The organism is Halanaerobium saccharolyticum, from assembly GCF_003259895.1.
GTDB lineage: Bacteria > Bacillota > Halanaerobiia > Halanaerobiales > Halanaerobiaceae > Halanaerobium > Halanaerobium saccharolyticum_A.
Genome location: NZ_QLME01000003.1, coordinates 22388 through 46908 on the forward strand (window position 1 = coordinate 22388; position 24521 = coordinate 46908).

25 protein-coding genes and 1 tRNA gene are annotated in these 24521 nt (G+C 34.8%); 25 read left to right on the plus strand and 1 reads right to left on the minus strand.

The window, feature by feature from the left end; genetic code table 11:
• Window position 1: 1 nt before the first annotated feature.
• The 12 genes from C7958_RS03040 to C7958_RS03095 all read left to right on the plus strand — a co-directional run bounded on the left by C7958_RS03040 (window position 2) and on the right by C7958_RS03095 (window position 10167).
• Entirely contained in the window at window positions 2–763 is a 762-nt protein-coding gene (locus C7958_RS03040) for a hypothetical protein (protein WP_111571205.1), read from the plus strand.
• Window positions 750–2075, plus strand: coding sequence for a type II secretion system protein GspD (locus tag C7958_RS03045; RefSeq protein WP_111571206.1), 1326 nt, complete (start codon window positions 750–752; stop codon window positions 2073–2075). The genes C7958_RS03040 and C7958_RS03045 overlap by 14 nt, the downstream gene beginning before the upstream one ends.
• 86 nt (window positions 2076–2161) lie before the next feature.
• Complete coding sequence (gene aroB / locus C7958_RS03050) at window positions 2162–3763, plus strand: 3-dehydroquinate synthase (RefSeq protein WP_111571207.1); 1602 nt, start codon at window positions 2162–2164, stop codon at window positions 3761–3763.
• On the plus strand, window positions 3745–4191 hold the full coding sequence (aroQ, locus tag C7958_RS03055) for a type II 3-dehydroquinate dehydratase (RefSeq protein ID WP_111571208.1): 447 nt from the start codon (window positions 3745–3747) through the stop codon (window positions 4189–4191). The genes aroB and aroQ overlap by 19 nt, the downstream gene beginning before the upstream one ends.
• Window positions 4191–5258, plus strand: a complete 1068-nt coding sequence (locus C7958_RS03060; protein WP_111571209.1) for a M24 family metallopeptidase — start codon at window positions 4191–4193, stop codon at window positions 5256–5258. Before aroQ ends, C7958_RS03060 begins: the two co-directional genes overlap by 1 nt.
• A gap of 131 nt (window positions 5259–5389) precedes the next feature.
• Window positions 5390–5953, plus strand: coding sequence for an elongation factor P (gene efp / locus C7958_RS03065; RefSeq protein ID WP_111571210.1), 564 nt, complete (start codon window positions 5390–5392; stop codon window positions 5951–5953).
• 34 nt (window positions 5954–5987) lie between these two features.
• Window positions 5988–7115, plus strand: coding sequence for an NAD(P)/FAD-dependent oxidoreductase (locus C7958_RS03070; RefSeq protein ID WP_111571211.1), 1128 nt, complete (start codon window positions 5988–5990; stop codon window positions 7113–7115).
• 30 nt (window positions 7116–7145) lie between these two features.
• A complete protein-coding gene (locus C7958_RS03075; protein ID WP_181453804.1) occupies window positions 7146–7598 on the plus strand; it encodes an Asp23/Gls24 family envelope stress response protein in 453 nt (150 codons plus the stop codon).
• Between the two features lie 33 nt (window positions 7599–7631).
• Window positions 7632–8171, plus strand: a complete 540-nt coding sequence (amaP, locus tag C7958_RS03080) for an alkaline shock response membrane anchor protein AmaP (RefSeq protein ID WP_111571212.1) — start codon at window positions 7632–7634, stop codon at window positions 8169–8171.
• A 13-nt stretch (window positions 8172–8184) separates the two neighbouring features.
• Complete coding sequence (locus C7958_RS03085) at window positions 8185–8421, plus strand: DUF2273 domain-containing protein (protein ID WP_111571213.1); 237 nt, start codon at window positions 8185–8187, stop codon at window positions 8419–8421.
• 24 nt (window positions 8422–8445) lie between these two features.
• Entirely contained in the window at window positions 8446–8847 is a 402-nt protein-coding gene (gene nusB / locus C7958_RS03090) for a transcription antitermination factor NusB (RefSeq protein ID WP_111571214.1), read from the plus strand.
• Between the two features lie 117 nt (window positions 8848–8964).
• Window positions 8965–10167, plus strand: coding sequence for a pyridoxal phosphate-dependent aminotransferase (locus C7958_RS03095; protein WP_111571215.1), 1203 nt, complete (start codon window positions 8965–8967; stop codon window positions 10165–10167).
• Window positions 10168–10420: 253 nt separating this feature from the next.
• Here the strand turns inward: C7958_RS03095 and C7958_RS03100 are convergent.
• Window positions 10421–10507: transfer RNA gene (locus tag C7958_RS03100), tRNA-Leu, on the minus strand.
• A 236-nt stretch (window positions 10508–10743) separates the two neighbouring features.
• Here C7958_RS03100 and C7958_RS03105 point away from each other — a divergent pair.
• The 13 genes from C7958_RS03105 to C7958_RS03165 all read left to right on the plus strand — a co-directional run bounded on the left by C7958_RS03105 (window position 10744) and on the right by C7958_RS03165 (window position 24514).
• Window positions 10744–11574 (plus strand): sulfide/dihydroorotate dehydrogenase-like FAD/NAD-binding protein, encoded by an 831-nt coding sequence (locus C7958_RS03105; protein ID WP_111571216.1) that lies wholly within the window; start codon window positions 10744–10746, stop codon window positions 11572–11574.
• A complete protein-coding gene (gene gltA, locus C7958_RS03110) occupies window positions 11574–12989 on the plus strand; it encodes an NADPH-dependent glutamate synthase (protein WP_111571217.1) in 1416 nt (471 codons plus the stop codon). Before C7958_RS03105 ends, gltA begins: the two co-directional genes overlap by 1 nt.
• Window positions 12990–13002: 13 nt before the next feature.
• Window positions 13003–14259, plus strand: coding sequence for an exodeoxyribonuclease VII large subunit (gene xseA / locus C7958_RS03115; protein WP_111571218.1), 1257 nt, complete (start codon window positions 13003–13005; stop codon window positions 14257–14259).
• Window positions 14252–14524 carry an exodeoxyribonuclease VII small subunit gene (gene xseB / locus C7958_RS03120; RefSeq protein ID WP_111571219.1) on the plus strand — a complete coding sequence of 91 codons (273 nt, stop codon included), beginning with the start codon at window positions 14252–14254 and terminating at the stop codon, window positions 14522–14524. Before xseA ends, xseB begins: the two co-directional genes overlap by 8 nt.
• Before the next feature lie 2 nt (window positions 14525–14526).
• On the plus strand, window positions 14527–15408 hold the full coding sequence (locus tag C7958_RS03125; protein WP_111571220.1) for a polyprenyl synthetase family protein: 882 nt from the start codon (window positions 14527–14529) through the stop codon (window positions 15406–15408).
• Between the two features lie 633 nt (window positions 15409–16041).
• Complete coding sequence (locus C7958_RS03130; RefSeq protein ID WP_111571221.1) at window positions 16042–16599, plus strand: hypothetical protein; 558 nt, start codon at window positions 16042–16044, stop codon at window positions 16597–16599.
• The gene (gene dxs / locus C7958_RS03135; protein ID WP_111571222.1) at window positions 16599–18530 is read left to right on the plus strand and encodes a 1-deoxy-D-xylulose-5-phosphate synthase; all 1932 of its coding nucleotides are present in this window, start codon (window positions 16599–16601) and stop codon (window positions 18528–18530) included. The genes C7958_RS03130 and dxs overlap by 1 nt, the downstream gene beginning before the upstream one ends.
• Entirely contained in the window at window positions 18509–19336 is an 828-nt protein-coding gene (locus C7958_RS03140; RefSeq protein WP_111571223.1) for a TlyA family RNA methyltransferase, read from the plus strand. Before dxs ends, C7958_RS03140 begins: the two co-directional genes overlap by 22 nt.
• 1 nt (window position 19337) lies before the next feature.
• Window positions 19338–20192 carry an NAD(+)/NADH kinase gene (locus C7958_RS03145; RefSeq protein ID WP_111571224.1) on the plus strand — a complete coding sequence of 285 codons (855 nt, stop codon included), beginning with the start codon at window positions 19338–19340 and terminating at the stop codon, window positions 20190–20192.
• 18 nt (window positions 20193–20210) lie between these two features.
• The gene (recN, locus tag C7958_RS03150; protein ID WP_111571225.1) at window positions 20211–21890 is read left to right on the plus strand and encodes a DNA repair protein RecN; all 1680 of its coding nucleotides are present in this window, start codon (window positions 20211–20213) and stop codon (window positions 21888–21890) included.
• Between the two features lie 104 nt (window positions 21891–21994).
• Window positions 21995–22783 carry a sporulation transcription factor Spo0A gene (spo0A, locus tag C7958_RS03155; RefSeq protein WP_111571226.1) on the plus strand — a complete coding sequence of 263 codons (789 nt, stop codon included), beginning with the start codon at window positions 21995–21997 and terminating at the stop codon, window positions 22781–22783.
• A 13-nt stretch (window positions 22784–22796) separates the two neighbouring features.
• On the plus strand, window positions 22797–23330 hold the full coding sequence (locus C7958_RS03160) for an NUDIX domain-containing protein (protein ID WP_111571227.1): 534 nt from the start codon (window positions 22797–22799) through the stop codon (window positions 23328–23330).
• The gene (locus C7958_RS03165) at window positions 23330–24514 is read left to right on the plus strand and encodes an endonuclease Q family protein (protein WP_111571228.1); all 1185 of its coding nucleotides are present in this window, start codon (window positions 23330–23332) and stop codon (window positions 24512–24514) included. Before C7958_RS03160 ends, C7958_RS03165 begins: the two co-directional genes overlap by 1 nt.
• The last annotated feature ends 7 nt before the right edge of the window (window positions 24515–24521 follow it).

Sequence of the window (24521 nt, forward strand, 5' to 3'; positions counted from 1 at the left end):
AATGCATAAAAATAAAAAAAGAAAAAAATTACTGTTAGTTTTTTTGCTTGTAAGCATTGGATTAATTTTATTTTCCAGCTACATTAAAACTACAGAAGTAGAATTCAGCTCGATTTTTGGTCAAAAAAAAGAGTCAAAACAAAATGAACTCTTTTTTGAAACTGAAAAGAAAATAAAAAAAGAAGAGATGAAACAAACGGAAGATATTGATAATAAAAATAATTCAGCTGCAAATCGAAAGAAAAAAACTAAAATAGAAAGTATAACTCTAATTAAAGAAATCAAGGATCCTTTTAAAACTGCTCAAATGATTAGTGAAACGGCTGAAGAAAAGGATAAAAAGAAGTTAGAAAATGAGATGAATAAGACAGAAGAACTAATTTTTTTAGAAAAAAATATTACTGCAGAAAACTTAATTCCTCAAACCAAAAATAGTAAAAAGATGACTGAATCTGAGAAGCAAGCTTTAAATAAACTGGCACCACCAGTTCCTGAAGATAAAGAAAAAGAAGAAATTATGACAACTAGCAGTCAGAGACTTGAAAATATAAGACTTCCCTTTAAACTGCTGGGAATAATTAAAAATAAAACTAGTTCTTCTGCTCTTTTTTTGTATCAAAATCAAACTCTTTTAAAAAAAGAAAAAGAAAATATTGATGTTTTTAGGATAGAAAAAATTAATAATAATAATTTAACTATAAGCTATCAAAAAGAGGAAAGATTAATTTACCTCTGGAAGGAGAAAAATAATGAAAATCATTAAGCAGTTTATTCAGATATCAATTTTACTTATAATTTTTATTTTGTTATCTGCTTTTGTTAGAGCTGAAACACCAGTCGAAAAAGAATTAATTTCCATCAATTTAAGAGATGTGGAATTGGAAACTGCACTAATTATGCTGGCCAATACAGCTGATAAAAATCTTATCTGTGACAGTGCTGTAGCAGGCAAAATTACTGTAATTTTTAATGAGATAGGATTTCGGGAGGCGCTAAACTTAATAACTGATAGTTTTAATTTAGATTACAGCTTTGAAAATGAAATAATCTATGTTTCCACAGAGGAAAAACTGGCAGCTAAAAACAAAACAATTATCAGCAAAAATTATAAGCTGAAACATTTAAGTTCAGAAGCAGCAGCAGAAATTTTAAATAATAACTTTGAAGAAATAAAAATTATTGACTTAAATAGTGAAGGATTAATTATCAATGGCAGTAAAGAAGATCTAAATAAAATTGACAGGATAATAGTTCAAATAGATCGACCTCAAAAACAGGTGATGATTAAAGCAAGAGTTGAAGAAATTAGCAGAAGTAAAATTAAAGAGCTGGGAATAAATCCCAATCAGCTCTCAGAGTTAAAAATAATAAAAGATGACTCTGGTAAGATAGAAAAATTAAGACCTGGCTGGCCGGATACACTTAAAGCCTTAAATGAAAAAGGTTTATCTAATATTCTGGCAAATCCAAGTTTAATGACTCTGGATCGGAAAAAAGCAAAACTTTTAATTGGGGATCAGATTCCGGTAAAATTAGAAAGAATTGAATCAGAGCAGACTGTTTCTACAATTAGTTATATTGAGGCAGGTATTGTTTTAGAATTTTTACCTAAGATTTTAAATGAAAACCAGGTACTTTTGGAAATAAAACCTTCAGTTAATAGTATTGGACAGGTGCTGGCAGATGGTTTGCCGGCAGTAAACTCTCGCAGTGCTGAAACCACAGTCATTTTGGAAAATGGAGAGACTCTAGCAATTGGTGGTTTAATTAAGAAGGACGAATTAAAAACGATTAGAGAAGTCCCAATTCTTGCCGAACTGCCGCTGTTGGGGGAATTATTTTCGGCAGCAGAGGATACTGATATAGAAACAGAACTGATTATTTTTATTACACCAGAAATCATACAGAGTAATCAACAAATAAAACAGCATAATAAGTTAACAGACTCTTACACTGATAAAAATAAAAAAATCGAAACCAAAAAAGAGGAGATTGGAGGGGAAAAGAAGAATAAAAACAATAGAGAGTTTGAAACATTAACTGAACAGGAATTAGAAGAAATTTTAGAGAAATAGCAGGACATTTAGAGTTTATAGAGAATTTTAATTCAGGGGAAACCCTGAATTTTCTTTTAGTAGGGAGTATTTGAGGAGGCAAATTTGTGAAAATTGTATTAACAGGATTTATGACTGCAGGAAAGACTACGGTTGGCAAAATTATTGCTGAGAAAAAGAATTTAAGTTTTTATGATAGTGATGATTTAATTGAAGCAAGAGAAAAAATGAGTATTGAAGATATTTTTACAATTAAAGGTGAAGAGTATTTTAGAAAAATTGAAAAGGAAGTTATTGCTGAACTTTTAGATTCAGATGAGGAGCTGGTTTTGGCTCCAGGTGGTGGTGCGATTTTAAATGATGAGTTGAGAAAACTAATGCTGAAAAAAGCAGAGAACTTTTGTCTTGATGTTAGTCCGGAAGAGGTTTTAAGAAGAAATGAAAATGAAGATATAATCAGACCTCTGCTGGAGGTAGATAATCCTCTGGCTAAAATAAATTCTCTTATAGAAGAAAGAAAAAAATACTACCAGGAAATCCCAGTTCATTTTGATAGTGACCAGCACTCAGCAGCTGAAATTGCAGAATTGATTTTAGCTGAACTTCCGGATCAAAATTTAAAGATTGAAATTAAAGCACAGGATTCTAGTTATCCTGTGCTGATTGATAAGACATTTAAAAAAAGCAGTTTTAAGAAAATTTTAGAGAGAATAAAAGGCCGCAAAGTCTTTTTGCTGGCAGATCAAATTGTTATGGGGAATCATGCAGAACCGATAATTTCTTTAATTGAAGATAATTCTGAATTGGTTAGTTTAGAGCTGGAAGCTGGAGAGCAGATTAAAGATCTTAAGTATCTTGAAAAAGCATATAATATTCTATATGAGAATAATTTTACCCGCTCTGATTATGTTATTGCCTTTGGCGGAGGTACAATTGGGGATCTGGGTGGCTTAATTGCCTCAACTTATTTAAGGGGACTGAAACTTATTCAGATGCCGACAACTTTGATTTCGCAATTGGACAGCAGTGTTGGTGGAAAAACTGCAGTTAATTTTAGAGATACCAAAAATCTGATCGGTACTTTTTATCAGGCAGAAATTGTATATTATCAACTACAGTGGCTGGATACTTTAGAAAAGAGAGAAATTAAATCCGGTCTGGGAGAAGTTATTAAATATGCAATTTTAGGAGGGAGCCCTCTCTTTGAACTTTTAAAAGATAATAAAGAGAGGATACTTAAGTTAGACAAAAATATTCTGCTGGATATATCCAAAATTTCTCTGCAGATGAAAGATTATTATGTAAGTGAAGATGTTAAAGATAAAGGGTTAAGAAAAAAATTAAATTTAGGCCACAGTTTTGGACATGCGGTAGAGGGAGCAGAAAAATTTAAATATAAACATGGAGAAGCAGTTGTAATGGGGATTGCTTTTACAGCTTTTTTATCTCATAAAATTGGAGATCTAAAGCAGAAGGCTTTTGAGCAGATTATTGATTTGATTCAAGATTTTGAATATCAGCTTTTCCCCTCAGAAAATATAGAAGCAGCAGTACTTGCTTCATATATAGCTCATGATAAAAAAATTAGTGATAACAAAATGTGGTGGGTTTTAATTAATGACATTGGTAATACATATTTAAGTGATAGATTTGATCACAAAAATATTCAAAAATATATGGAGGAATACTTATGCAAAAAGTGGCTGTAATTCATGGACCTAATTTAAATATGCTTGGACTAAGAGAACCCGAAATTTATGGAACCACAAATTTAGAAATGTTAAATAATGATTTAAGAGAAAAAGCAGAGGAATTAAATTTAAATATAGAAATAATTCAGAGTAATCATGAAGGGGAAATCGTTGATTTTTTACATCAAAATTACGAAGGGTTAGCAGGAATAATCATTAATCCTGGAGGTTTAACCCATACCAGTGTGGTTTTAAGAGATGCTTTAGCTTCTGTACGGCTGCCGGTTATTGAAGTTCATATCAGCAATATTCATCGCCGGGAAGAATTTAGAAAAAAATCAATTACAGCTGCAGCAGCAGTTGGTCAGATTACAGGGCTTGGTGTTTATGGATATCTTTTAGCATTAGAGGGCTTAAAAGATCTGTTTAGAAAGGAGAAATATTAATGGAGAAAAGAATAAATAAGCTCAGAGAAAAACTAAATGAGAAGGACATAGAAGCTTTTTTAGTTACCAAAAAGGAAAATGTGCGCTATTTAAGTCAGTTTACAGGAACTGCTGGCAAACTCTTAATAACCCAGAGTGACAGTGTTTTTATTACTGATTTTCGCTATCTTGAACAGGCAGCAGAACAGACAGACGGTTGTGTGATTGAGGAAATTAGCAGTAATTTTATTGATGGTTTTGCTGAACTATTGAAAAGAAAAAATGTAAGAAATCTAAGTTTTGAAAGTCAGGATCTAAATTTTAAAACCTATCAAAAATTCAACGAAAAATTGGAATTAGATTCCCTGAATCCTGTTGAATCAATGGTTGAAAAATTAAGAATGATAAAAGATCAAAATGAGATTAATAAAATTAAAAAGGCGGTAGAAATTGCAGATCAGGGATTTCAATTTCTACTTGATTTTATCGAGCCGGGTAAAACTGAAAAAGAAATTTCCCTTGAACTTGAATTTTTCATGAAAAGAAAAGGTGGAGAAGCAAATGCCTTTGATTTTATTACAGCATCTGGAAAAAGAGGTGCTCTTCCGCATGGTGTTGCTTCAACTAAAAAAATTGAAAAGGGAGATCTGGTAACAATTGATTTTGGTACGGTTTTTCAGGGATATCATTCTGATATTACCAGAACCATAGCAGTAGGTGAACCTTCACAAAAATTAAAAGAAATATATGAGATTGTTCTCAGAGCCCAACAAAAAGTTATTGCAGAAATCAAAGCCGGTATGAGCTGTGTCGAAGCAGATAAAATTGCCAGAGATTTAATTGCAGAAGCAGGTTATAAAGATAACTTTGGTCATGGTCTGGGACACGGTATCGGTCTTGAGATTCATGAAGGTCCCAGGGTTTCCTATACCTCTGATGACAAATTGAAAACAGGGATGGTTGTCACAGATGAACCGGGTATTTATGTTTCTGGCCTTGGTGGAGTTCGAATTGAAGATGATCTTTTAATTACTGAAGAGGGGTGTGAAGTTTTAAATTCAGCTCCTAAAGAACTAATTATATTATAATTAGATTGATGAAAAAGTTTCTTGAATTTTCATTCTGACTGCTTACAGTCTCTTACAGGCTTATAATTTGTTTAAAGTGCTGATTTCTGCTATAATTGAACTGCAGTAAAAAATAGTGGAGGTGCTTAAAAATGATTTCAACAAATGATTTTAATACAGGTTTAACAATAGAGCTGGATGGAGAAGTATATCAGGTAATTGAGTTTCAGCATTCAAAATCCGGCAGAGGAAGTGCATTTGTTAGAACTAAATTACGTAATGTTGAAGAAGGTTACACAATTAATAAAACTTTTAAGGCAGGGGAAAAAGTTGAAACTGCTCATGTTGAAAAAAAGAAAATGCAGTTTTTATATTGGGATGGTAGCGATTATATTTTTATGGACAATGATACATACGAACAGTTTCATTTAAGCGAAGAACAGCTTGGGGATAAGGTTAAATATTTAAAAGAAAATATGGAGCTGGACATTGCAGTTTATCAGGGGCGTCCGATTGATATAGAACTTCCAACTTTTGTTGAATTAAAAGTTGAGGATACTCAACCAAATATCCGTGGAAATACTGTCTCTGGTGGTAGTAAACCTGCTACTATGGAAACTGGTCTTGTAGTTCAGGTCCCTTTATTTATAGAAGAAGGCGATATACTTAAGATAGACAGCAGAAGTAATGAATATGTTGAAAGAGTAAATAGTTAGATATTTCTTTTAAATTTAGGAGGGGGTTGAATACATGGACTATTTAATTATTGGAGCTAGTGCAGCAGGTGTTTCTGCAGCAAAAGAAATTTTAAAAAATAGAAAACCAGAGGATCAGATTTTTATTTTTACTGATGAAAACTATCCATTTTATTATCGTCCTCGTCTGATAGAATGTTTATCAGGTGAAGTCAAGGTAGAGGATATTATTATCAATGATCAGCAGTGGTTTGAAGATAATAATATTGACTTACATTTGGGTGAAAAAATAACCGAAATTGATGCTGAAAATAAAAAAATTAAGAGTAAAAATGCTGAATATAATTATGATAAATTATTACTGGCAAATGGTTCTCACTGTTTTATACCTCCGTTTTCTGGTGTGGATCTGGAAAACATCTTTACTTTAAGAACAGCAGCTGATTTAAAGATAATTAATCGAGCAGCGGAAAAAGCAAAAAAAGCTGTGGTTGTTGGCGGTGGTTTATTGGGACTTGAGATAGCCTATAACTTTGCCAAAGCTGGTCTGGATACAACAGTTCTTGAGGTTGCACCGTATCTGCTGCCAATGCAGCTTGATAAAAAAGGTGGAGATTTGCTGGAAGAAAAACTTAAACAAAATAATGTTAAAGTGATTACAGATGCCAGCACTAAAGGCTTTGAAGGACAGAAAAATGTAAAAAAAGTTATTTTAGAAGATCAGGAAATTGAAGCAGATCTTGTTTTGATTTCAACTGGAGTCCGCTGTAATAATGGTCTGGCTGAAAATCTTAAAATAGACCAGAGTCGAGGTATTATTGTTGATAGTAAAATGCAGACTTCAAATCCCAATATTTATGCTGCAGGTGATGTGGCCGAATACAATGATAATGTTTATGGAATCTGGCCTCCTGCTTTAGCTCAGGGTAGAGTTGCTGGAAAAGTTATGAGTGGGGAAGAAGCTGAATTTAAAGGTTATGTTCCTTCTCATAAATTAAAGGTTGCTGGTATTAATGTTGTTTCTCTGGGTGAGTTAAATAAAGAAGGGGAATACAAAGAAGAAATACTGGTTGATAATGATACTTATGTAAAAGTTATTAAAAATAATGGAGAAAAAATTGGAGCTGTAATAGTCGGTCAGTATTCAGAGCAAAATCAAATATTGGCTGATGTTAAAAGATGATTTTTTTCTAAATAAAAAGGAGGGTAAATTATGAGTGAAGAAAAAATCAAAGATATTGAAGCGGAAAAGGTGGAAGTAGAAAAAGAAGAAGAAAATGATGAAGGAAGTATTAAAATTGCTGATGAGGTCGTAGGTATTATTACTGGTCTAGCTGCAACTGAGATTGATGGAGTCGCCGGAATGAGCGGTGGAATTGCTGGTGGGATTGCTGATATGCTTGGTAGAAAAAGCTTAAGTAAAGGTGTTAAAGTTGAAGTTAGCGATGAAACCGCAACAGTTGATGTATATGTAATTATTAATTATGGTAATTCCATTCCAGATGTAGCCTGGAAAATTCAGGATAATGTTAAACAGGCAATTGAAGGAATGACAGGTTTAAATGTTAAGGCTGTTAATGTTCATGTCCAGGGAGTTAATTTTCCAGAAGAGGAAAAAGAAGAACCCGAAAAAAATGAAGTAGAGAAAGTAGAAGACAAGGAATAAATTATTCTTTGAAAAATGATTGGAGGTTAAGCTATGAAGATTATACAAAATATATTTTCCTTTTTAATTGCTTTAATTCTTATCGTTTTAACAATAACTCTTTCTCTATATAGTTTTGGACTTTTATCAGCGAACTTTATTCCTGATCTAATTTCCAGTAGCTATAACAGCTGGCAGGCAGCAGTTGTGTATTTAGTATTTCTGTTGATGGCTCTTTTTGTGATCTATCCGTATTTTACAGATAGAAAATTCAAGTCAACAAGATTGCTGAGTTCAGAATCCGGTGATATTACAATTACAATTTCTGCTCTTTCAAATTTAATTAAAGATAGAGTTAGAGAAAAAGAAAAATTTGATGATATAAAAGTTAAACTAGAGGAGCAGGAAGAAGGTCTAAAAATTGTTCTAAGTGGTAAACTAACAGTACCGGGTGATTTACCTGCTATTAGTGAGAATATACAGCATGACCTTAAAAGTTATATAAAACAAACTACCGGGATTCAGGTAGCAAAGGTTCAAATTAGAATTGATGATGTTAAAAAAGAAAATAAACTGCCCGAAAAAGTAGAATGAGGTGGTCTCTAAAATGAATAAAAATCAATTTAAGGAAGAGTTATCTCAATTTATATATCTGAATCGCAGAAAAATTTGTGGAGCATTAATTGGCCTTATTATCGGGATTTTAATCCTGACTGTTGGATTTTTTAAAACTTTACTGCTCTGCTTAACTACTTTGATCGGGTATTATTTTGGGTTGCGCTGGCGTTTTGAAGAAGATTTAAAAGATTTTATAATAAGAATCATTCCAGATAGATTTAAATAGAGTTAGAAATGAGGTATTTTCTTTATGCAAAAAGTTTCGAGACACAAACAGAGAGTCTGGGTGTTGCAGATACTTTATGGTCTGGACATCAGAAAAAAGCTTGATCTTGAAAATTCAAAAAAAAGTTACAGCAACTTTATTGCTGAAAAAGGTGTGCTGGAAGAAGATCTCTATGCCGAAGAACTTTTAGAAGGTATAATTATGGAACTTGAGCTTCTGGATGCACAGATTGATCAATATGCAATTAACTGGGATATTGAAAGAATGCCTGCAATTGATAGAAATATTTTAAGAATTGCTGCTTATGAGATTCAACATGATATTCCAGTTAAAGTTGCGATCAATGAAGCAGTAAAAATTGCCAAAAAGTATGCAGATGACAGTTCACCGTCATTTATAAATGGAATATTATCTAAATTTGCTTAAAAAGGAAGGCTTATGGCCTTCTTTTTTTTAAAACTTAGGTACCAAAAACTTAGGTACCAGGTCCAATAAAACGATTTCGGTACCTGGTACCAATAAATATGTTAATGGGGTGTGAAGATGAAATATTCAGCAAGAATTGCTAAAATTGAGGAATCTAAAACAATTGCGGTCAGTACTAAAGCAAATGAGCTAACTGCCGCAGGAGAAGATGTGGTTAGCTTTGGTGCTGGAGAACCAGATTTTCCTACACCAGATTTTATTAAAAAAGCTGCTGTAGAAGCTATGGATAAGGGATATACCGGATATACTTCTGCTTCTGGTCTACCTGAACTTAAGGAAGCAGCTGTTAACAAATTTGCTTTAGACTATTCGTATAAGTATTCTACAGAAGAAGTTATAGTCGGTAATGGTGGTAAACAGATACTTTTTAATGGTTTATCAGCTATTTTGGAAGTGGGAGATGAGGTCTTAATCCCAAAACCATATTGGGTCTCATATCCTGAGTTAGTTAAACTTGCCGGTGGTACTCCTATTTTTATAGCGACAAAGTCTGAAAATAAATTTAAACTAAGAGCCAAAGAATTGGAAAAGAGTTTGAATGAAAATTCAAAAGCCATAATAATTAATTCTCCTTCTAATCCTGATGGTCATTTTTATTCTCCTTCAGAATTAAAAGAATTGCTCGATTTAGCAGTAAAAAATGATTTATTTATTATCAGTGACGAGATATATGATAAATTACTTTATGATGGCAGAGAATTTAAATCAATGATTGAACTGTTCCCGGAGCTTAAAGATAGATTATTAATTGTCAATGGTATGTCCAAATCATATTCTATGACCGGGTGGCGGGTTGGATTTGGTTTTGCCAGTAAAGAGTGGATCAGTTCAATGGCTAAAATCCAGAGTCATACAACTTCTAATGTTAATACAATTGCTCAGTATGCTAGTGCAAAGGCTCTGGCCAATGATGACCTGGAAAACATAATAAAGGATCGCAGAGAAGTTTATCAAAAAAGAAGAGATTTAACTGCTGAGCTGCTGACGGAAATTGAGAGTTTAGAAGCTATTAAACCTGCTGGAGCTTTTTATTTCTTTATTGATATTTCAAAACTTGTAGGTAAAAAAATTAAAGGGAAGAAGATTGAAGGCTCACTTTCATTTTGTGATTTACTTTTAAAAAAAAATAAGGTGGCTGTAGTTCCCGGTATAGCATTTGGCATGGATAATTTTATCCGAATTTCTTATGCTTTAGGAGAAGAGCGAATCAGAGAAGGGATCAAAAGAATAGCTAATTTCATAAAAGAAATAGAAAATTAATTTTTAAAATGATTGAAACTAAAAAGCTTTAATCTAGGGATTCAAGTTTTGTTATAAAAATAACCAGCTTTAGCAGCTGGTTTTCTTTTTGCATTCAGCTTCTATGTATAGTAAACTGTACTATATAAATACAGATAAAATATTATTAAAAATTTTGCTCTGCAGGCATCCTGCAGGCAAGAAGCATTAAACTCTGATTTTCAACTAATAAAAAAAGAGCCCTCAAAAAGGCTCTTATCACTGCTATATTTAATGGTGCGAAAGGAGGGATTCGAACCCTCACAGCCTTGCGGCCACTAGACCCTGAACCTAGCGCGTCTGCCAGTTCCGCCACTTTCGCACTGACAAGTTATATTTTAACTTATAAATTTAAATTTGTCAAGGAAATTGTTTTCATATTTTACTTAATTAGATAAATTATTACAAACTAAAGTTCAGGATAACTTTATGAAAAAAATAACTTGACTCCGGTCCGAATTATTTCTTGAATCAAGGAGGAATTAAGGGGACGGGCAAAGAATAAAGTATAGAAGCAGGATTTTTTTGCTCTAGTTTTAAAAATTCAGGAGGGAAATTATGTACGAGATTTTAGAAAAGGAAGTACTGGCGCCAACTATTAAAAAATTAAAGGTAAAAGCACCTATGATTGCTAAAAAAACTAAACCCGGTAATTTTATTATACTAAGAGTAGATGAAAAGGGAGAAAGAATTCCACTTACTGTCGCTGATTATGAACGTGAAAGCGGGATAATTTCAATTATTTTTCAGGAGGTTGGGTATTCTACTAAATTACTGGGACAGATGGATAAAGGGGATCAGATTCAGGATATTGTTGGTCCTTTAGGTCACCATATTGATCTGGAAGGATATCAGAAAGTAGTACTCCTGGGGGGAGGCTCAGGAACAGCTCTTTTATATCCTAAGGTTAGAGGATTTTATGAACAGGGAGCTGAAGTTATCAGCATCACTGGGGCTAGAACTAAAAATTTAATTATTTTAGAAGAAGAATTGGAGAAGTATAGTGACAGATTATTTATTGCTACTGATGACGGTAGTTATGGCCATCATGGTTATGTGACAGATATTTTAAAAGACTTACTGGAAAAAGAAGCTGATATTGATTTAGTAGTTGCTATTGGACCCGTACCGATGATGAAAGCAGTTGCTGATATGACTGAAGAGTATGGAATAAAAACAATTGTTAGTTTAAATACAGTTATGGTTGATGGAACTGGAATGTGTGGTGCCTGCAGAGTAACTGTTGGTGGAGAAAGAAAGTTCACCTGTGTAGATGGGCCGGCATTTGATGCCCATCAGGTTGATTTTAAGGAATTAATGAACAGACTTAACTTTTATCAAGATGAAGAAAATTTAGTTCATGATACAGCAGTCGAGGAGGATAATTAATGTCTTTACAGAAAAAAAAGACCCCGATGAAAGAACAGGAGCCAGAAGAAAGAATTAAGAATTTCAAAGAGGTTCCGTTTGGATATAGTGATCAAGAAGCGCTTGTGGAAGCAGACAGATGTTTACACTGTAAGCATCAACCCTGTGTTGAGGGATGTCCAGTTCATGTACCTATTCCTCAATTTATTCAGGCTTTAAAAGATGGTGATGTTGTAGAAGCCAATCAGATAATTAAAAGTAAAAACAATTTGCCTGCAGTCTGTGGTCGTGTCTGTCCCCAGGAAGAACAGTGTGAAAAGGTATGTGTAATGGGGATTAAAAATGAACCTGTAGCAATTGGTCGATTGGAGCGTTATGTTGCAGATTATAATATGGAAAGAGGCAGCGATAAAACTAGTGCTGAAGAAATAGAAAAGATGAAGTTGTCTGAGTTAGAGGGAAGAAAAGTTGCAGTAATTGGAGCCGGTCCGGCCGGGCTGACTGCAGCAGCTGACCTGGCTAAATATGGACTTGAGGTAACAATTTTTGAGGCCCTACATGAGACAGGCGGAGTTCTGCGCTATGGTATCCCAGAATTTAGACTTCCTAAGGATATAGTTGATCAGGAGGTTGAAGCTATTAAAGAATTGGGAGTTGACGTGCAGTTAAATGTTGTTGTTGGAAAGTCAATTACAGTTGAAGAATTATTTGAGCAGGGTTATGAATCTATGTTTATTGGTGTAGGAGCAGGTTTGCCCAGATTTTTAAATATCCCGGGAGAAAATTTAAATGGTGTTTATTCGGCCAATGAATTTTTGACCAGAGTGAATTTAATGAAGGCTTTTAAATATCCGGAATACAAAACCCCGGTTGTAGTTGGAGATAAAGTTGCTGTTGTTGGAGCTGGAAATGTGGCAATGGATGCAGCAAGAACTGCTAAAAGGTTGGGAGCAGAGGATGTATATATAGTTTATCGGAGAGCCGAGGAACAAATGCCGGCCCGCAGTGAAGAGATTCATCATGCTCAGGAAGAAAAAATTGAGTTAAAGCTCTTAAATAATCCGGTTGCCATCCATGGAGAAGACGGTAGAGTTGCTCAGATGGAATGTCAGCAGATGAAACTGGGAGAAAAAGATGATTCTGGTCGTAGACGTCCAATTCCAATTGAAGGTTCAAACTGGATGCTGGAACTGGACACAGTAATTATTGCGATTGGACAGAATCCAAATCCACTTCTAACTTCAAATACAAAAAATTTAAAAACTAAAAGCTGGGGTGGAATTGAGGTCGGTGAAGACCAGCAGACCAGCCGCAGAGGAGTCTATGCTGGAGGAGATGTTGTTACCGGAGCTGCTACAGTTATTAAGGCAATGGGTGCTGGAAAAACAGCGGCTGAAAATATGAAGAATTATTTGTTAGAGAAATCTAAAAAATAGAGTGGTTGATTTTATGTCAGATTTATATCAGGATGATTTATTTTCAAAAAAAGAAAAAAAGATTTATACAGTAGCAGAAATAACAGGGTATCTTCAAGCTTTAATTAAAGAAGATGCTCTTCTTTCTGATTTCTGGATTAGTGGTGAAATATCCAATTTTTATCACCACAGCTCAGGTCATATGTATTTTACCTTAAAGGATAAAAATTCGCAGCTGAAAACAGTTATGTTTAAAGGTTATAATTCCTCGCTGAATTTTGAGCCAGAAGAAGGAATGCAGGTTGAGGCCAGAGGTAATTTAGATATTTATGCTCAGCGAGGAGAATATCAATTTTATGCCCGGGAGATGGAAAAAGCGGGCAAAGGTAAATTATATGAGGCTTTTGAAAAACTGAAAGCCCGCCTGGAAAAAGAAGGTCTCTTTGCTGAAGCTAAGAAAAAGGAAATTCCACTTTTAGCCCGTAAAATTGGGATTGTAACTTCTCCTACTGGTGCTGCTATTAGAGATATTCTTTCAGTAATGAAAAGGCGCAGCGGTAATTTTTCGGTTCTAATAGTTCCCTCTCATGTACAGGGAGATCTTGCTAAAGGAGAAATTACTGCCGGAATTGAATATTTAAACAGTCGAGATGATATTGATTTAATAATTATCAGCCGGGGTGGTGGCTCAATTGAAGATCTCTGGCCCTTTAATGAAGAAGAGGTGGCCCGGGCGATCTATAATTCGCGATTGCCGGTAATTAGCGGAGTTGGACACGAAACTGATTTTACCATTTCTGATTTTGTGGCTGATTTGCGAGCTCCAACTCCTTCAGCTGCAGCAGAACTGGCAACTGCCAATAGGGAAGAAATTTTAAATAGGCTTGATAATTTAACTCAGCGTTTATTAAACAGCAGTTCTACTAAAATTAAAGAACTGCAGAATAGGCTGCAGAGTATTTCTGAAAGAAGGATTTTTGCTTCACCGGAAGAACTTTTCCGTAATTATGAACAGGAACTTGATAGTCTGGAGACGAAATTAAAACACCAGATTGAAAAAAAATATAATGTCTGGGAAAACAACTATCAGCTGTTATATCAGAAATTAAATAATTTAAGTCCGCTAAAGACTCTTAACCGGGGATATTCTATCCTGCAGGATCAGGAAGAAAAAACAATTATGTCGGTAAACCAAATTGAAGCTGGAGATCAGCTGCAGGCACGTTTAAGTGACGGTCTGGCCGATTTGGAAGTAAAAGCATGTAGAAAAGATGGTGATATTAATGACTAAAGAGAAAGAAAAAGTTGAAAAAATTGATACTGAAAACTTAGATTTTGAAACAGCTTTAGAAAAACTGCAAAAAATTGTAGAGGATCTTGAAAAAGGTGGTCTTTCCCTGGATAAGACTCTTGCTGAATTTAGTCAGGGGATGAAACTGCTTAAATTCTGCCATCAAAAACTTGATAAGGCAGAAAAGAAAATAGAGTTAATGCTGGAAGAAGATAATGAGTTTACTAAAGAAGTACCTTTTGATACAGAGATTGAGGAGGATTAAACTTGCAGGAAATTAAAAAAATTCTTGCTGTAAAAGCGGAAGAAGTGGAATTGCAGTTAGAAAAGTTGATGACTTTAAAAGAAGAAATAGCTCCTCAGCTGACTGAGGCAATGAAATATACTCTTCTTTCAGGGGGAAAAAGAATTAGACCTGTCTTATCACTTTTAACTGTAGAATTATTGGGAGGCAATTATCAGGCTGCATTAAAGGCAGGTTCAGCTCTGGAAATGATTCATAGTTATTCATTAATTCATGATGATCTGCCGGCGATGGATAATGATGATCTGCGTCGGGGGAAGAAAACTAACCACCTTGTTTTTGGAGAAGCAGCTGCAATTTTGGCGGGTGATGCTCTTTTAACATATGCCTTTGAAGTCCTATCAGAACTGGAACTTAAACCAGATAATAAAATTAAAATTATTGCTAATACAGCTAAATTTTCTGGCTACCAGGGTATGGTAGGTGGCCAGGTTCTGGACATTGAAGCTGAGAATAAAAAATTAACTCTAACAGAAATGAAGAAAGTACACCGGGCCAAAACAGGGGCTTTAATTAAAGCTTCTGTTTTAAATGGACTCTATTGTTCCGACTTTAATACCGAAGAGAAAAAGGCACTGCTGGCATATGCAGAAAATATAGGGGTTCTCTTCCAGATTGTTGATGATTTACTTGACTTAACCGGAGATACAGAAAAATTGGGTAAAGTTGTTGGCAGGGATCAGGAATTAAATAAATCAACCTATCCTAAATTAATGGGGATTGAATCTGCAAAAAAAGCAGCCTCAAAACATGCAAAAAAAGCCAAAGAGGAATTAAATATTTTTGGTTCTCGTGCCCAGAACTTAAAGGATTTAGTTGATTATATTTTTAAAAGACAGCATTAATTGAAGCGACTAAACAAATGTGTTATAATTAGTTAAAATGCAGATGGTGCAGTATTCTAGTCAGCATACTATCTTTGAAGGCGGGCCTAAAAATCCGTCAACGGGCATATCGATGAAGTTCTTTGTAATGGCTGCTGACGCCCAGTTGGGGGCCATTGCAGAGAGATAAGGGCTTGGGGCGATCCACAACGGCATGTGGGCGTTGACCCCTTTCCCGCGGAGGCCTGGTCGAGTTATTATATACATAGCAAGGCCAGGTTCACCTGTTTTAACCGTAAGGTTGAACAGTGTAGCCTGCTTTGAAGTGGTACTGGAGACAGTAGCAAAACACAGGTGCCTGGATCCAGCCCTGGGTTGAACCTGCTGGAAACTTGTACTGCAAAAGAAGCTAGGAGATAGTTTAAATGCTGTTAAGGAAAACTTCTAGACTGTCCAGAAGGGGTGTAATAGGGATTAAAGTGTGTTCTTAGTGGTAATTCAGCTCTGCAGAGGGAGACCCTGCAGCGGAAATTTAAAGAGAAATCTCCCGAATGGCGACAGACGGGAATTTCCGGGGAAAACCTGCTGGACCTATGACACAGCATTTATCTATTATATTACCATCTGTTATTTTATTAATTGAGGTGAATATTTTTGGATAATTTAAAGAGCAGTATTATTATTGCTATAATGACTTTTTTTATTGCGGTAAGTGTCTCCTCTGTTTCACAGACACAGGTACGGTTTGTACCATTACCGATGGCAGTAATAATACTGTTAATTATTATTATAGTGGGTGTTTTAGCAGATATGGTAGGAGTTGCTGCAACTGTTGCCAGAACTGAACCTTTTAATGCAAAAGCTGCCAAGAAAATTTTCGGAGCCAAGATTTCTCTTTATCTGGCAAAAAATGGTGATAAAGTGGCCAGTTTAATGTGTGATATTGTTGGTGATATTTGTGGAACGGTCAGTGGAGCTATCAGTGCAGTAATTGCAATTGATTTAGTTAATTATTATGGCTTTTCAAATTTATGGACTAATTTGATAATAATTGGCCTGGCTTCAGCATTAACTGTTGGGGGTAAAGCATTTTTTAAATATTATGGAATGAAAAAATCGACAGAGATTATTTTCGTTGTTGGCCGCTTTTTAGAGTTTTTTCATCTTATCTATGATAAAATTTACGGATTTCTAAAAAAGAGGTGGAATTAATGAGTGATTATTTATCAAAAATAAATGGAATAGATGATTTAAAAAAATTGAAGGGTTCTCAGCTGAAAGAACTGGCTGCGGAAATCAGAGAATTTTTATTAGAAAACATTTCACAGACCGGTGGACATTTAGCTTCTAATCTGGGAACAGTTGAGCTGACTATTGCCTTACATCATTATTTAAATAGTCCTACAGACAAAATAATCTGGGATGTAGGACACCAGGCATATACTCATAAAATATTAACGGGACGTAAAGATTGTTTTATTAATTTGCGACAGAGGGATGGGATGAGTGGGTATCCCAAGTGCAGTGAATCTCCTCATGATATTATCGGTGCCGGACACAGCAGCACCTCAATTTCTGCTGCCGTTGGACTCTCTCTGGCTCGAGAGAATCTAGATCAAATTGGTGATATTTATGCAGTTATTGGAGATGGTGCTTTAACTGGTGGAATGGCTTTTGAAGCATTAAATCACGCTGGTCATATTGGCAGTAATATTAATGTGATCTTAAATGATAATGAGATGTCAATTTCTGATAATGTAGGTGCTATTTCTAATTATTTATCTAATTTAAGGAATGATCCTACCTTAAAAAAAGTAAAAGAAGATATAGAATTTTTGATTAATAAAATTCCTAAATTCGGGAAAACAGTCTCCAATACTGTTGATCGAGTTAAAGATGCATTAAAATACAGTTTTATTCAGGGTGTACTTTTTGAAGAATTTGGATTTAATTACCTTGGTCCTGTTGATGGTCACAATATAATTGAACTTATGAAATATTTTAAACAGGCAGAAGCAGTAGCTGGACCTGTACTTTTACATGTAATAACCAGGAAAGGTAAAGGTTACCCACCTGCTGAAAATAACCCTGATAAATTTCACGGGGTTGGCCCCTTTAATATTGAGGATGGTAGTTCTAAAAAAATAAAATCAAAAGTAAGTTACAGCCAGGTTTTTGGAGAAACTTTAAAAAGAATGGCAGCTGTAGATAAAAGGATTGCTGGCATAACTGCTGCTATGCCTTCAGGAACGGGAATGGGGATTTTTGCAAGCTCCTACCCAGAAAGATATTATGATGTAGGAATTGCAGAACAGCATGCTATTACTATGAGTACTGGACTGGCCAAAGGCGGTATGAAGCCAGTTTGTGCTATATATTCTACTTTTTTACAGAGGGCCTATGATCAGGTGATTCATGATGCTGCAATCCAGAATATTGATCTAACTATAGCTGTTGATCGAGCAGGAATTGTAGGTAATGATGGTGAAACCCATCAGGGATTATTTGATTATTCATTTCTGCGCCCTGTGCCCAATTTAGTTATGATGGCAGTCAGAGACGCTGAACAGCTGCAGCAGATGCTTTTTACTGCTGTTAACTATCAAGGACCTGCAGTTCTGCGCTATCCCAGGGGAAGTGCAGCTGGAGAATATATCCCTCACAAAGTCAGTGACTTAAAAGAAATTGAGATTGGAAAGGCTGAGGAATTAATTGAAATTGATAAGGAAATGGATCTAACAATTTTAGCTGTAGGTTCGACTGTTGAGCCAGCACGGAAAGCTGCTGAAATTTTAAATAACAATGGTTATCAGACTGCTTTAGTTGATGCCAGATTTATCAAACCTCTGGATGAAGAAATGATCCTCCGAGCTCTTAAAAACTCTAAAAACATATTAACAGTTGAAGAACAGGTTTTAGCAGGTGGTTTTTCTTCTGCGGTTCTGGAACTGGCTGCAGATAGTGGAATTGCCCTTAAAAATTTAAAAAGAATTGGTGTTGGGGATGAGTTTGTAACCCATGGTGGAATGGAAGAAATGAAAAAAGAATATCAGCTGGACGCCAGAGGTATTCTTAAAAAAGCACTTTCTTTGCTTGTTCAAGCAGAGGAGGTAAATAGGTTATGGCCCGAAAAGAAAGACTAGATATTGTTGTAACTGAACGGGGATTATTTAAAAGTCGTTCTCGGGCTAAAAGAGCTATTATGGCCGGGTTAGTTTTTGTTAATGGCCAGCGAGAAGATAAGGCTGGAACTCAGATAGATCCAGATGCCAAAATTGAGTTTAGAGGTGACAAAAACCCGTATGTAAGTCGGGGAGGTTTTAAACTTGAGAAGGCTTTAAAAGTTTTTGATATTGATCCAGATGCAAAAGAAGCAATAGATATCGGAGCCTCCACAGGTGGTTTTACAGATTGTCTTTTACAGCATGAAGCTCAAAAGGTTTATGCAATAGATGTAGGTTATGGACAGCTGGCCTGGAAACTAAGACAGGATGAACGAGTTAAGGTCTTTGAAAGATGCAACTTTCGGTATTTAGAAAAAGACGAACTTCCGGTTAAAGTCCCTTTAATTGTAACTGATGTTTCTTTTATTTCTCTGCGATTAATCGTACCTGGTGTCAAAAAATTTATAGAGCAGGATGGAGATTTTGTTGCCCTAATTAAACCACAATTTGAAGCTGGCCGAGAGCGGGTTGGAAAAAATGGGGTAGTTAAGGATCCAGCTGTTCATAAAGATGTGATTAAAAGTTTAAGTGATTTTTTTCTTGAAGAAGGTTTTAAGCCACTTGACCTTGATTATTCACCGATAACCGGTGCTGCAAGTAAAAATATTGAGTATTTAATCCATCTAAGTTTTACTGAGCTAACTGCTGAATTTGATCGGCAGAGCTGGCAGCAGAAAATTGATAAACTGGTTTATACTGCTCATTCAGAACTGGGAGGTTCTTAAAATGGATAAAGCTGCATTAATAGTAAATTTAGACAAAAAAGAAGCTTTTACTGTAGCGGAAAGAGCTATTGAATGGTTTGAAGAAAGAAATAAAGAATTTCTAATTGAAGAACATGCTGCTTTACAGCTTTCGCAAAAAAATAGAGAGGCTGATTATGAGCGCATCAAAAACGAAGCCGATTATATTATTATAATTGGTGGTGATGGAACTTTTTTGCATACTTCTCATCATTTTATTGGCAGTGATCTTCCCTTACTGGGAATTAATGTTGGGCATCTGGGTTTTTTAACTGATGTTGAGACTAATGAGCTGACAAAAGCGCTGGAGATGATTGATAATAATAATTATAATATAGAAAAAAGAATGATGCTGCAGACAGAACACTATCGAGAGGAAGAGAAGATTAACAGCAGCTATGCCCTTAATGATTATGTTATAAATAGAGACCCTGATTCTCAAATGCTCAAAATTGAGCTCTATATTAACAAAGAACTTGTCAACAATTTTAGAGGAGATGGTTTAATTATTGCCACTCCAACTGGTTCCACAGCTTACTCGCTTTCAGCAGGAGGGCCGATAATAAATCCCCGTCAAATTCAGGCAATTTTAATAACTCCAATTTGTCCTCATAATCTCCACCTGCGGCCAATGGTAATCTCAGATCAGGAAGAAATTAGAATTAAAGTTGATAGTGATGGCCGTTCTGTTAAAGGTTGTGCTGATGGTAGACAGAAAAATGAAATCATTCCCGGGGATGAAATTTATATCAGTGGAGCAGACAAGGAATTATCAATTATCAAATTACCTGATAGAACTTTTTATACGATTGTTAAGGAAAAAATGAATCTTGCTTAATTGACAGGAGGAAAACTTATGCTCAGTGACTTACAGGTTAAAAACTTTGCCTTAATAAATAAGGTTAATATTAATTTTAAGCAGGGATTAAATATTTTAAGTGGAGAAACTGGTGCAGGTAAATCAATAATTATTGGAGCACTTGATTTATTACTGGGGGCCAGAGCAAATACTGATGTTATCCGAAGTGGAAAAAAAGCAGCATATATTTCTGCTTTTTTTCAGCCTGAGGAACTGAAAATTATAAATGATATTTTAAATGAAGCAGGTATTGAAAAAGAAGAAAATGGTATTTTGATTGCCCGTGAGATTAGAGAAAACGGGCGCAACCGCACTTTGATTAATGGACAGCTGGCAACTTTAAAGATTGTTAAAAAAATTAGCCGTTATTTAATTGACATCCACGGTCAGCATGAGCACCAGCTGCTTTTAGATCAGAGTTCTCATCTAATGATTCTTGATGCCTTTATTGGGGAAGAAATTAGCCCCTTAAAATCAGAAATTAAATCATTATATCAGGAATTATCAGAGGTAAGAAAAGAACTGTCAGAAATTGAAATTGATGATTCACAGAGAGCCAGAGAATTGGATGTTATTAATTTTCAGATTGAAGAGATTGAGGAAGCTGCTCTTAAAGAAGGAGAATACGAAGAATTAAAAGAAGAATATAAAACTTTATCTCACGGCGAAGAAATTTATAAAGTTGTATCCGAACTGCTGACATCTCTAAGCGGAGATGACTACAGTGAAAAAGGAATAATGGATCGCCTTTCGGTATTAAAGAATAAATTTGCAGAAATTGAGGATTATAATCAAAAATTGAAAGAGTTAAATAAAAAATTTGCAGATATTTATTATGGACTGGAAGAATTTATTTTTGATTTAGGTGATTTTGAAAGTTCTTTTGCTTATGATGAGGAAAGAATATCTTTAATTAGTGATCGACTTGATCTGATTAATACTCTTTTGAGAAAATATGGAGAAGATATAGAAACAGTACTATCTTATCTGGAAGAGTTATATCAGAAGCGGAATAAATTAGAAAATGTTGAAGATAAAATTAATTCTCTCACTAAAAAGAAAGATGATTTTAAGAAAAAATTAACCAAAAAATCGGAGCAATTGTCTGAGAAAAGAAAAAAACATGCTGAAGATTTAGAAGTGAAGCTAAAACAGGAACTTAAGGATTTAGCTATGGAAGATGTTAGATTTAAAGTTGATTTTAAAGAAAAAACAATATCTGCAGATGGTACTGATCAGATAGAATTTTTAATTTCACCAAATAGAGGTGAAGATTTAAAATCTCTATCTAAGATTGCCTCTGGGGGAGAGATATCCAGAATCATGCTGTCTTTAAAAACTATTACAGCAGCTTTAGATCAGGTTGATACATTAATTTTTGATGAAGTTGACAGTGGGGTGGGGGGCAAAACAGCTGCTAAAATGGCTGCAAAATTAACGCAGATTGCTCAGGATAGACAGATAATTTGTATTACTCACCTGCCGCAGCTTGCAAGTGCAGCAAATCATCATTTTTTAATTAAAAAGGAAAAAGGAGAAAACAGGACTTTTACGAAGATTTATTCTTTAGATGAAGCCGATAGAGTTAAGGAAATTGCCAGAATGATTGGTGGGACAACAATAACTGACAAAACTTTAGCTCATGCAGAAGAAATGCTGCTTCTGGCAGAAAAATAGGAGATATTATAGAGGGAGATATTGTTAATTTAATATTTTATTATTATAGAAATGGATATATTAAAAGATAGATAACTAATTTTATTCTAAGAGGGGGAAAAATATTGGGACAGACTATAGATATTTTAATTGTGGATGATAATCAGGAATTCTGTCAGCTTCTGGCTGAATTTTTTGAGGTGAATGAGAAATTTAATGTTGTAGAAATTTTACATGATGGAGAACAGGTTCTTGAATTTTTAAAAAATAATGAAAATCCAGATGTTTTAATTTTAGATTTAATAATGCCCCACCTTGATGGGATTGGTGTTTTAGAGGAACTAAACTCCCAGGATTTAATTGGAGAGATGAAAGTAATTGCTTTAACAGCTATGGGGCATGATAAAATAATGAAGACAGTTATTGATTTAGGAGTTCATTATTATATTATGAAACCTTTTGATCTGGATAAATTGCAGCAGAGAATTAAACAGCTGATGGAAAAAAATACGGGAGTTTCAGAAAATATACATTTTCAGGATCCACAATTAGAGATAGAGAATGGAAATTATATACCTTACATAACTCAAATCATTCAGGAACTGGGAGTTCCGGCACATATTAAAGGTTATCGTTATGTACGCCAGGCTGTGAAAATGGTAATTAAAGATATGGATTTATTGGGTGCAGTAACTAAAGAATTATACCCGCGGGTGGCAGATGAATTTGATTCTACTCCCAGCAGGGTTGAAAGAGCAATTAGACATGCAATTGATGTTGCCTGGCAGCGAGGAAATCAAAAAGCTTTAAAAAAATATTTCAAAAATAATATAAATGAAAATGTTAAACCTACCAATTCTCAATTTATTGCTAGAATTGCTGACAAAATTGTGGTTGATTTAAAAGTTTCATAAATGGAGGCTTATAATGGAGATTAAAAAGGAAATAAGAACCGCATCTGAAACAATATATGAAGGAAATATTTTGAAACTATATAGAGATGAAGTAGAATTTCCTAATAAACATAAATCTACCCGGGAAGTAGTAGAACACAGCGGGGGAGTTTCTGTGCTGGCTGAAAATGAAGAAGGCAAAATTTTATTAATCAGGCAGTATAGATATCCTGTTGATGAAGTGATTTATGAAATTCCAGCTGGTAAATTAGAACTGGAGGAAAAGGTTGAGGAATGTGCCAGGCGAGAATTAAGAGAGGAAACTGGGTATACAGCCGAAAAATTCAGCAAGTTATTCGAATTTTTTCCTACACCAGGCTATAGTACAGAAACTATTTATATTTATCAGGCAGAAAACTTAAAATATGTGGGGAGAGATTTAGAAGAAGGAGAATATATAGAAGTTGTACCCCAAACTAAAGCAGAATTAAAAGAACTTATGCAGTCTGGTAAAATTAAAGACAGTAAAACTTTAATTGCTGTCATGCACTATCTTGGTGATTTTTAATGAAAAAAGAATATTTTGCTGATCTACATATCCATATAGGTGGGGGTAGTGATGGCAGTCCGGTTAAAATTACAGCCTCCAGAAAATTGAATTTTCCCAATATCTTAAAAGAGGCTGCTTTTAAAAAGGGACTTGATATAATTGGAATTATTGACTGTGCCTCTCCTGTGGTTCTTAAAGATATAGATCAAATGCTGGCTGCTGGAGAAATGAAAGAGTTGGATCAGGGAGGAATACTCTATTCTGATCAGCTGCTGGTTTTACCTGGGGCAGAAATTGAAAGCAGAGAGGAAAATGGGGGTCAGGTACACTATTTAGCTTTTTTTCCAAAAATAAAGCAGATCAAAGAATTTAGCGGGACAATGGAAAATTATATTTCCAATATCACTTTAAGTTCTCAGGCTGCAAAATTAACTGGAAAAGAGCTCTTAAAAATTGTGGATTATCACGGTGGTATAATGATCCCTGCTCATATCTTTACTCCTCATAAAAGTTTTTACGGCAGAGCTTTTAAAACTTATACAGAAGTTTTTACACCAGCAGAGTGGGAAAAGATACCAGCCATAGAGCTGGGACTTAGTGCTGACACAGAAATGGCTGATCTACTGCCGGAATTAAGCTCAAAAACATTTTTGAGTAATTCTGATGCTCATTCTCTGCCCAAAATTGCCAGAGAATATAATATTATGGAGTTAGAAGGTTTGAATTATAATTCAGTCCTTCAGGCTTTAAAAAGAGAATCAGGCAGCAGTATTAAAAAGAATTATGGTTTAAATCCTGAGTTAGGAAAATATCACAGGACTCATTGTGAAAAATGTGACAGAACTTTTTCTGGAGCAAAAGCTGTTCTACAGTGTCCAAACTGCGGCTCAGAAAAAGTAGTGGTAGGAGTTAAGGATAGGATTTTAGAAATTGCAGCAAATAGGAATCCAGAACATCCTGAACACCGGCCTGAATATGTTTATCAGGTACCACTTTTAGATATTCCTGGAATTGGGAAAAAAACTGCCGCTAAATTGTTCGAAAACTGCGGCACTGAAATGGATGTTATTCATAATTTATCTACTGCCGAATTAAAAGAATGTATGAGCAGTAGAATTTTTAAAAAAATAAAGAAAGCACGTCAGCAGAATTTCAGCTTCCAGTCAGGAGGAGGCGGCACATACGGTAAGGTGATTTTTTAGTTTTAAA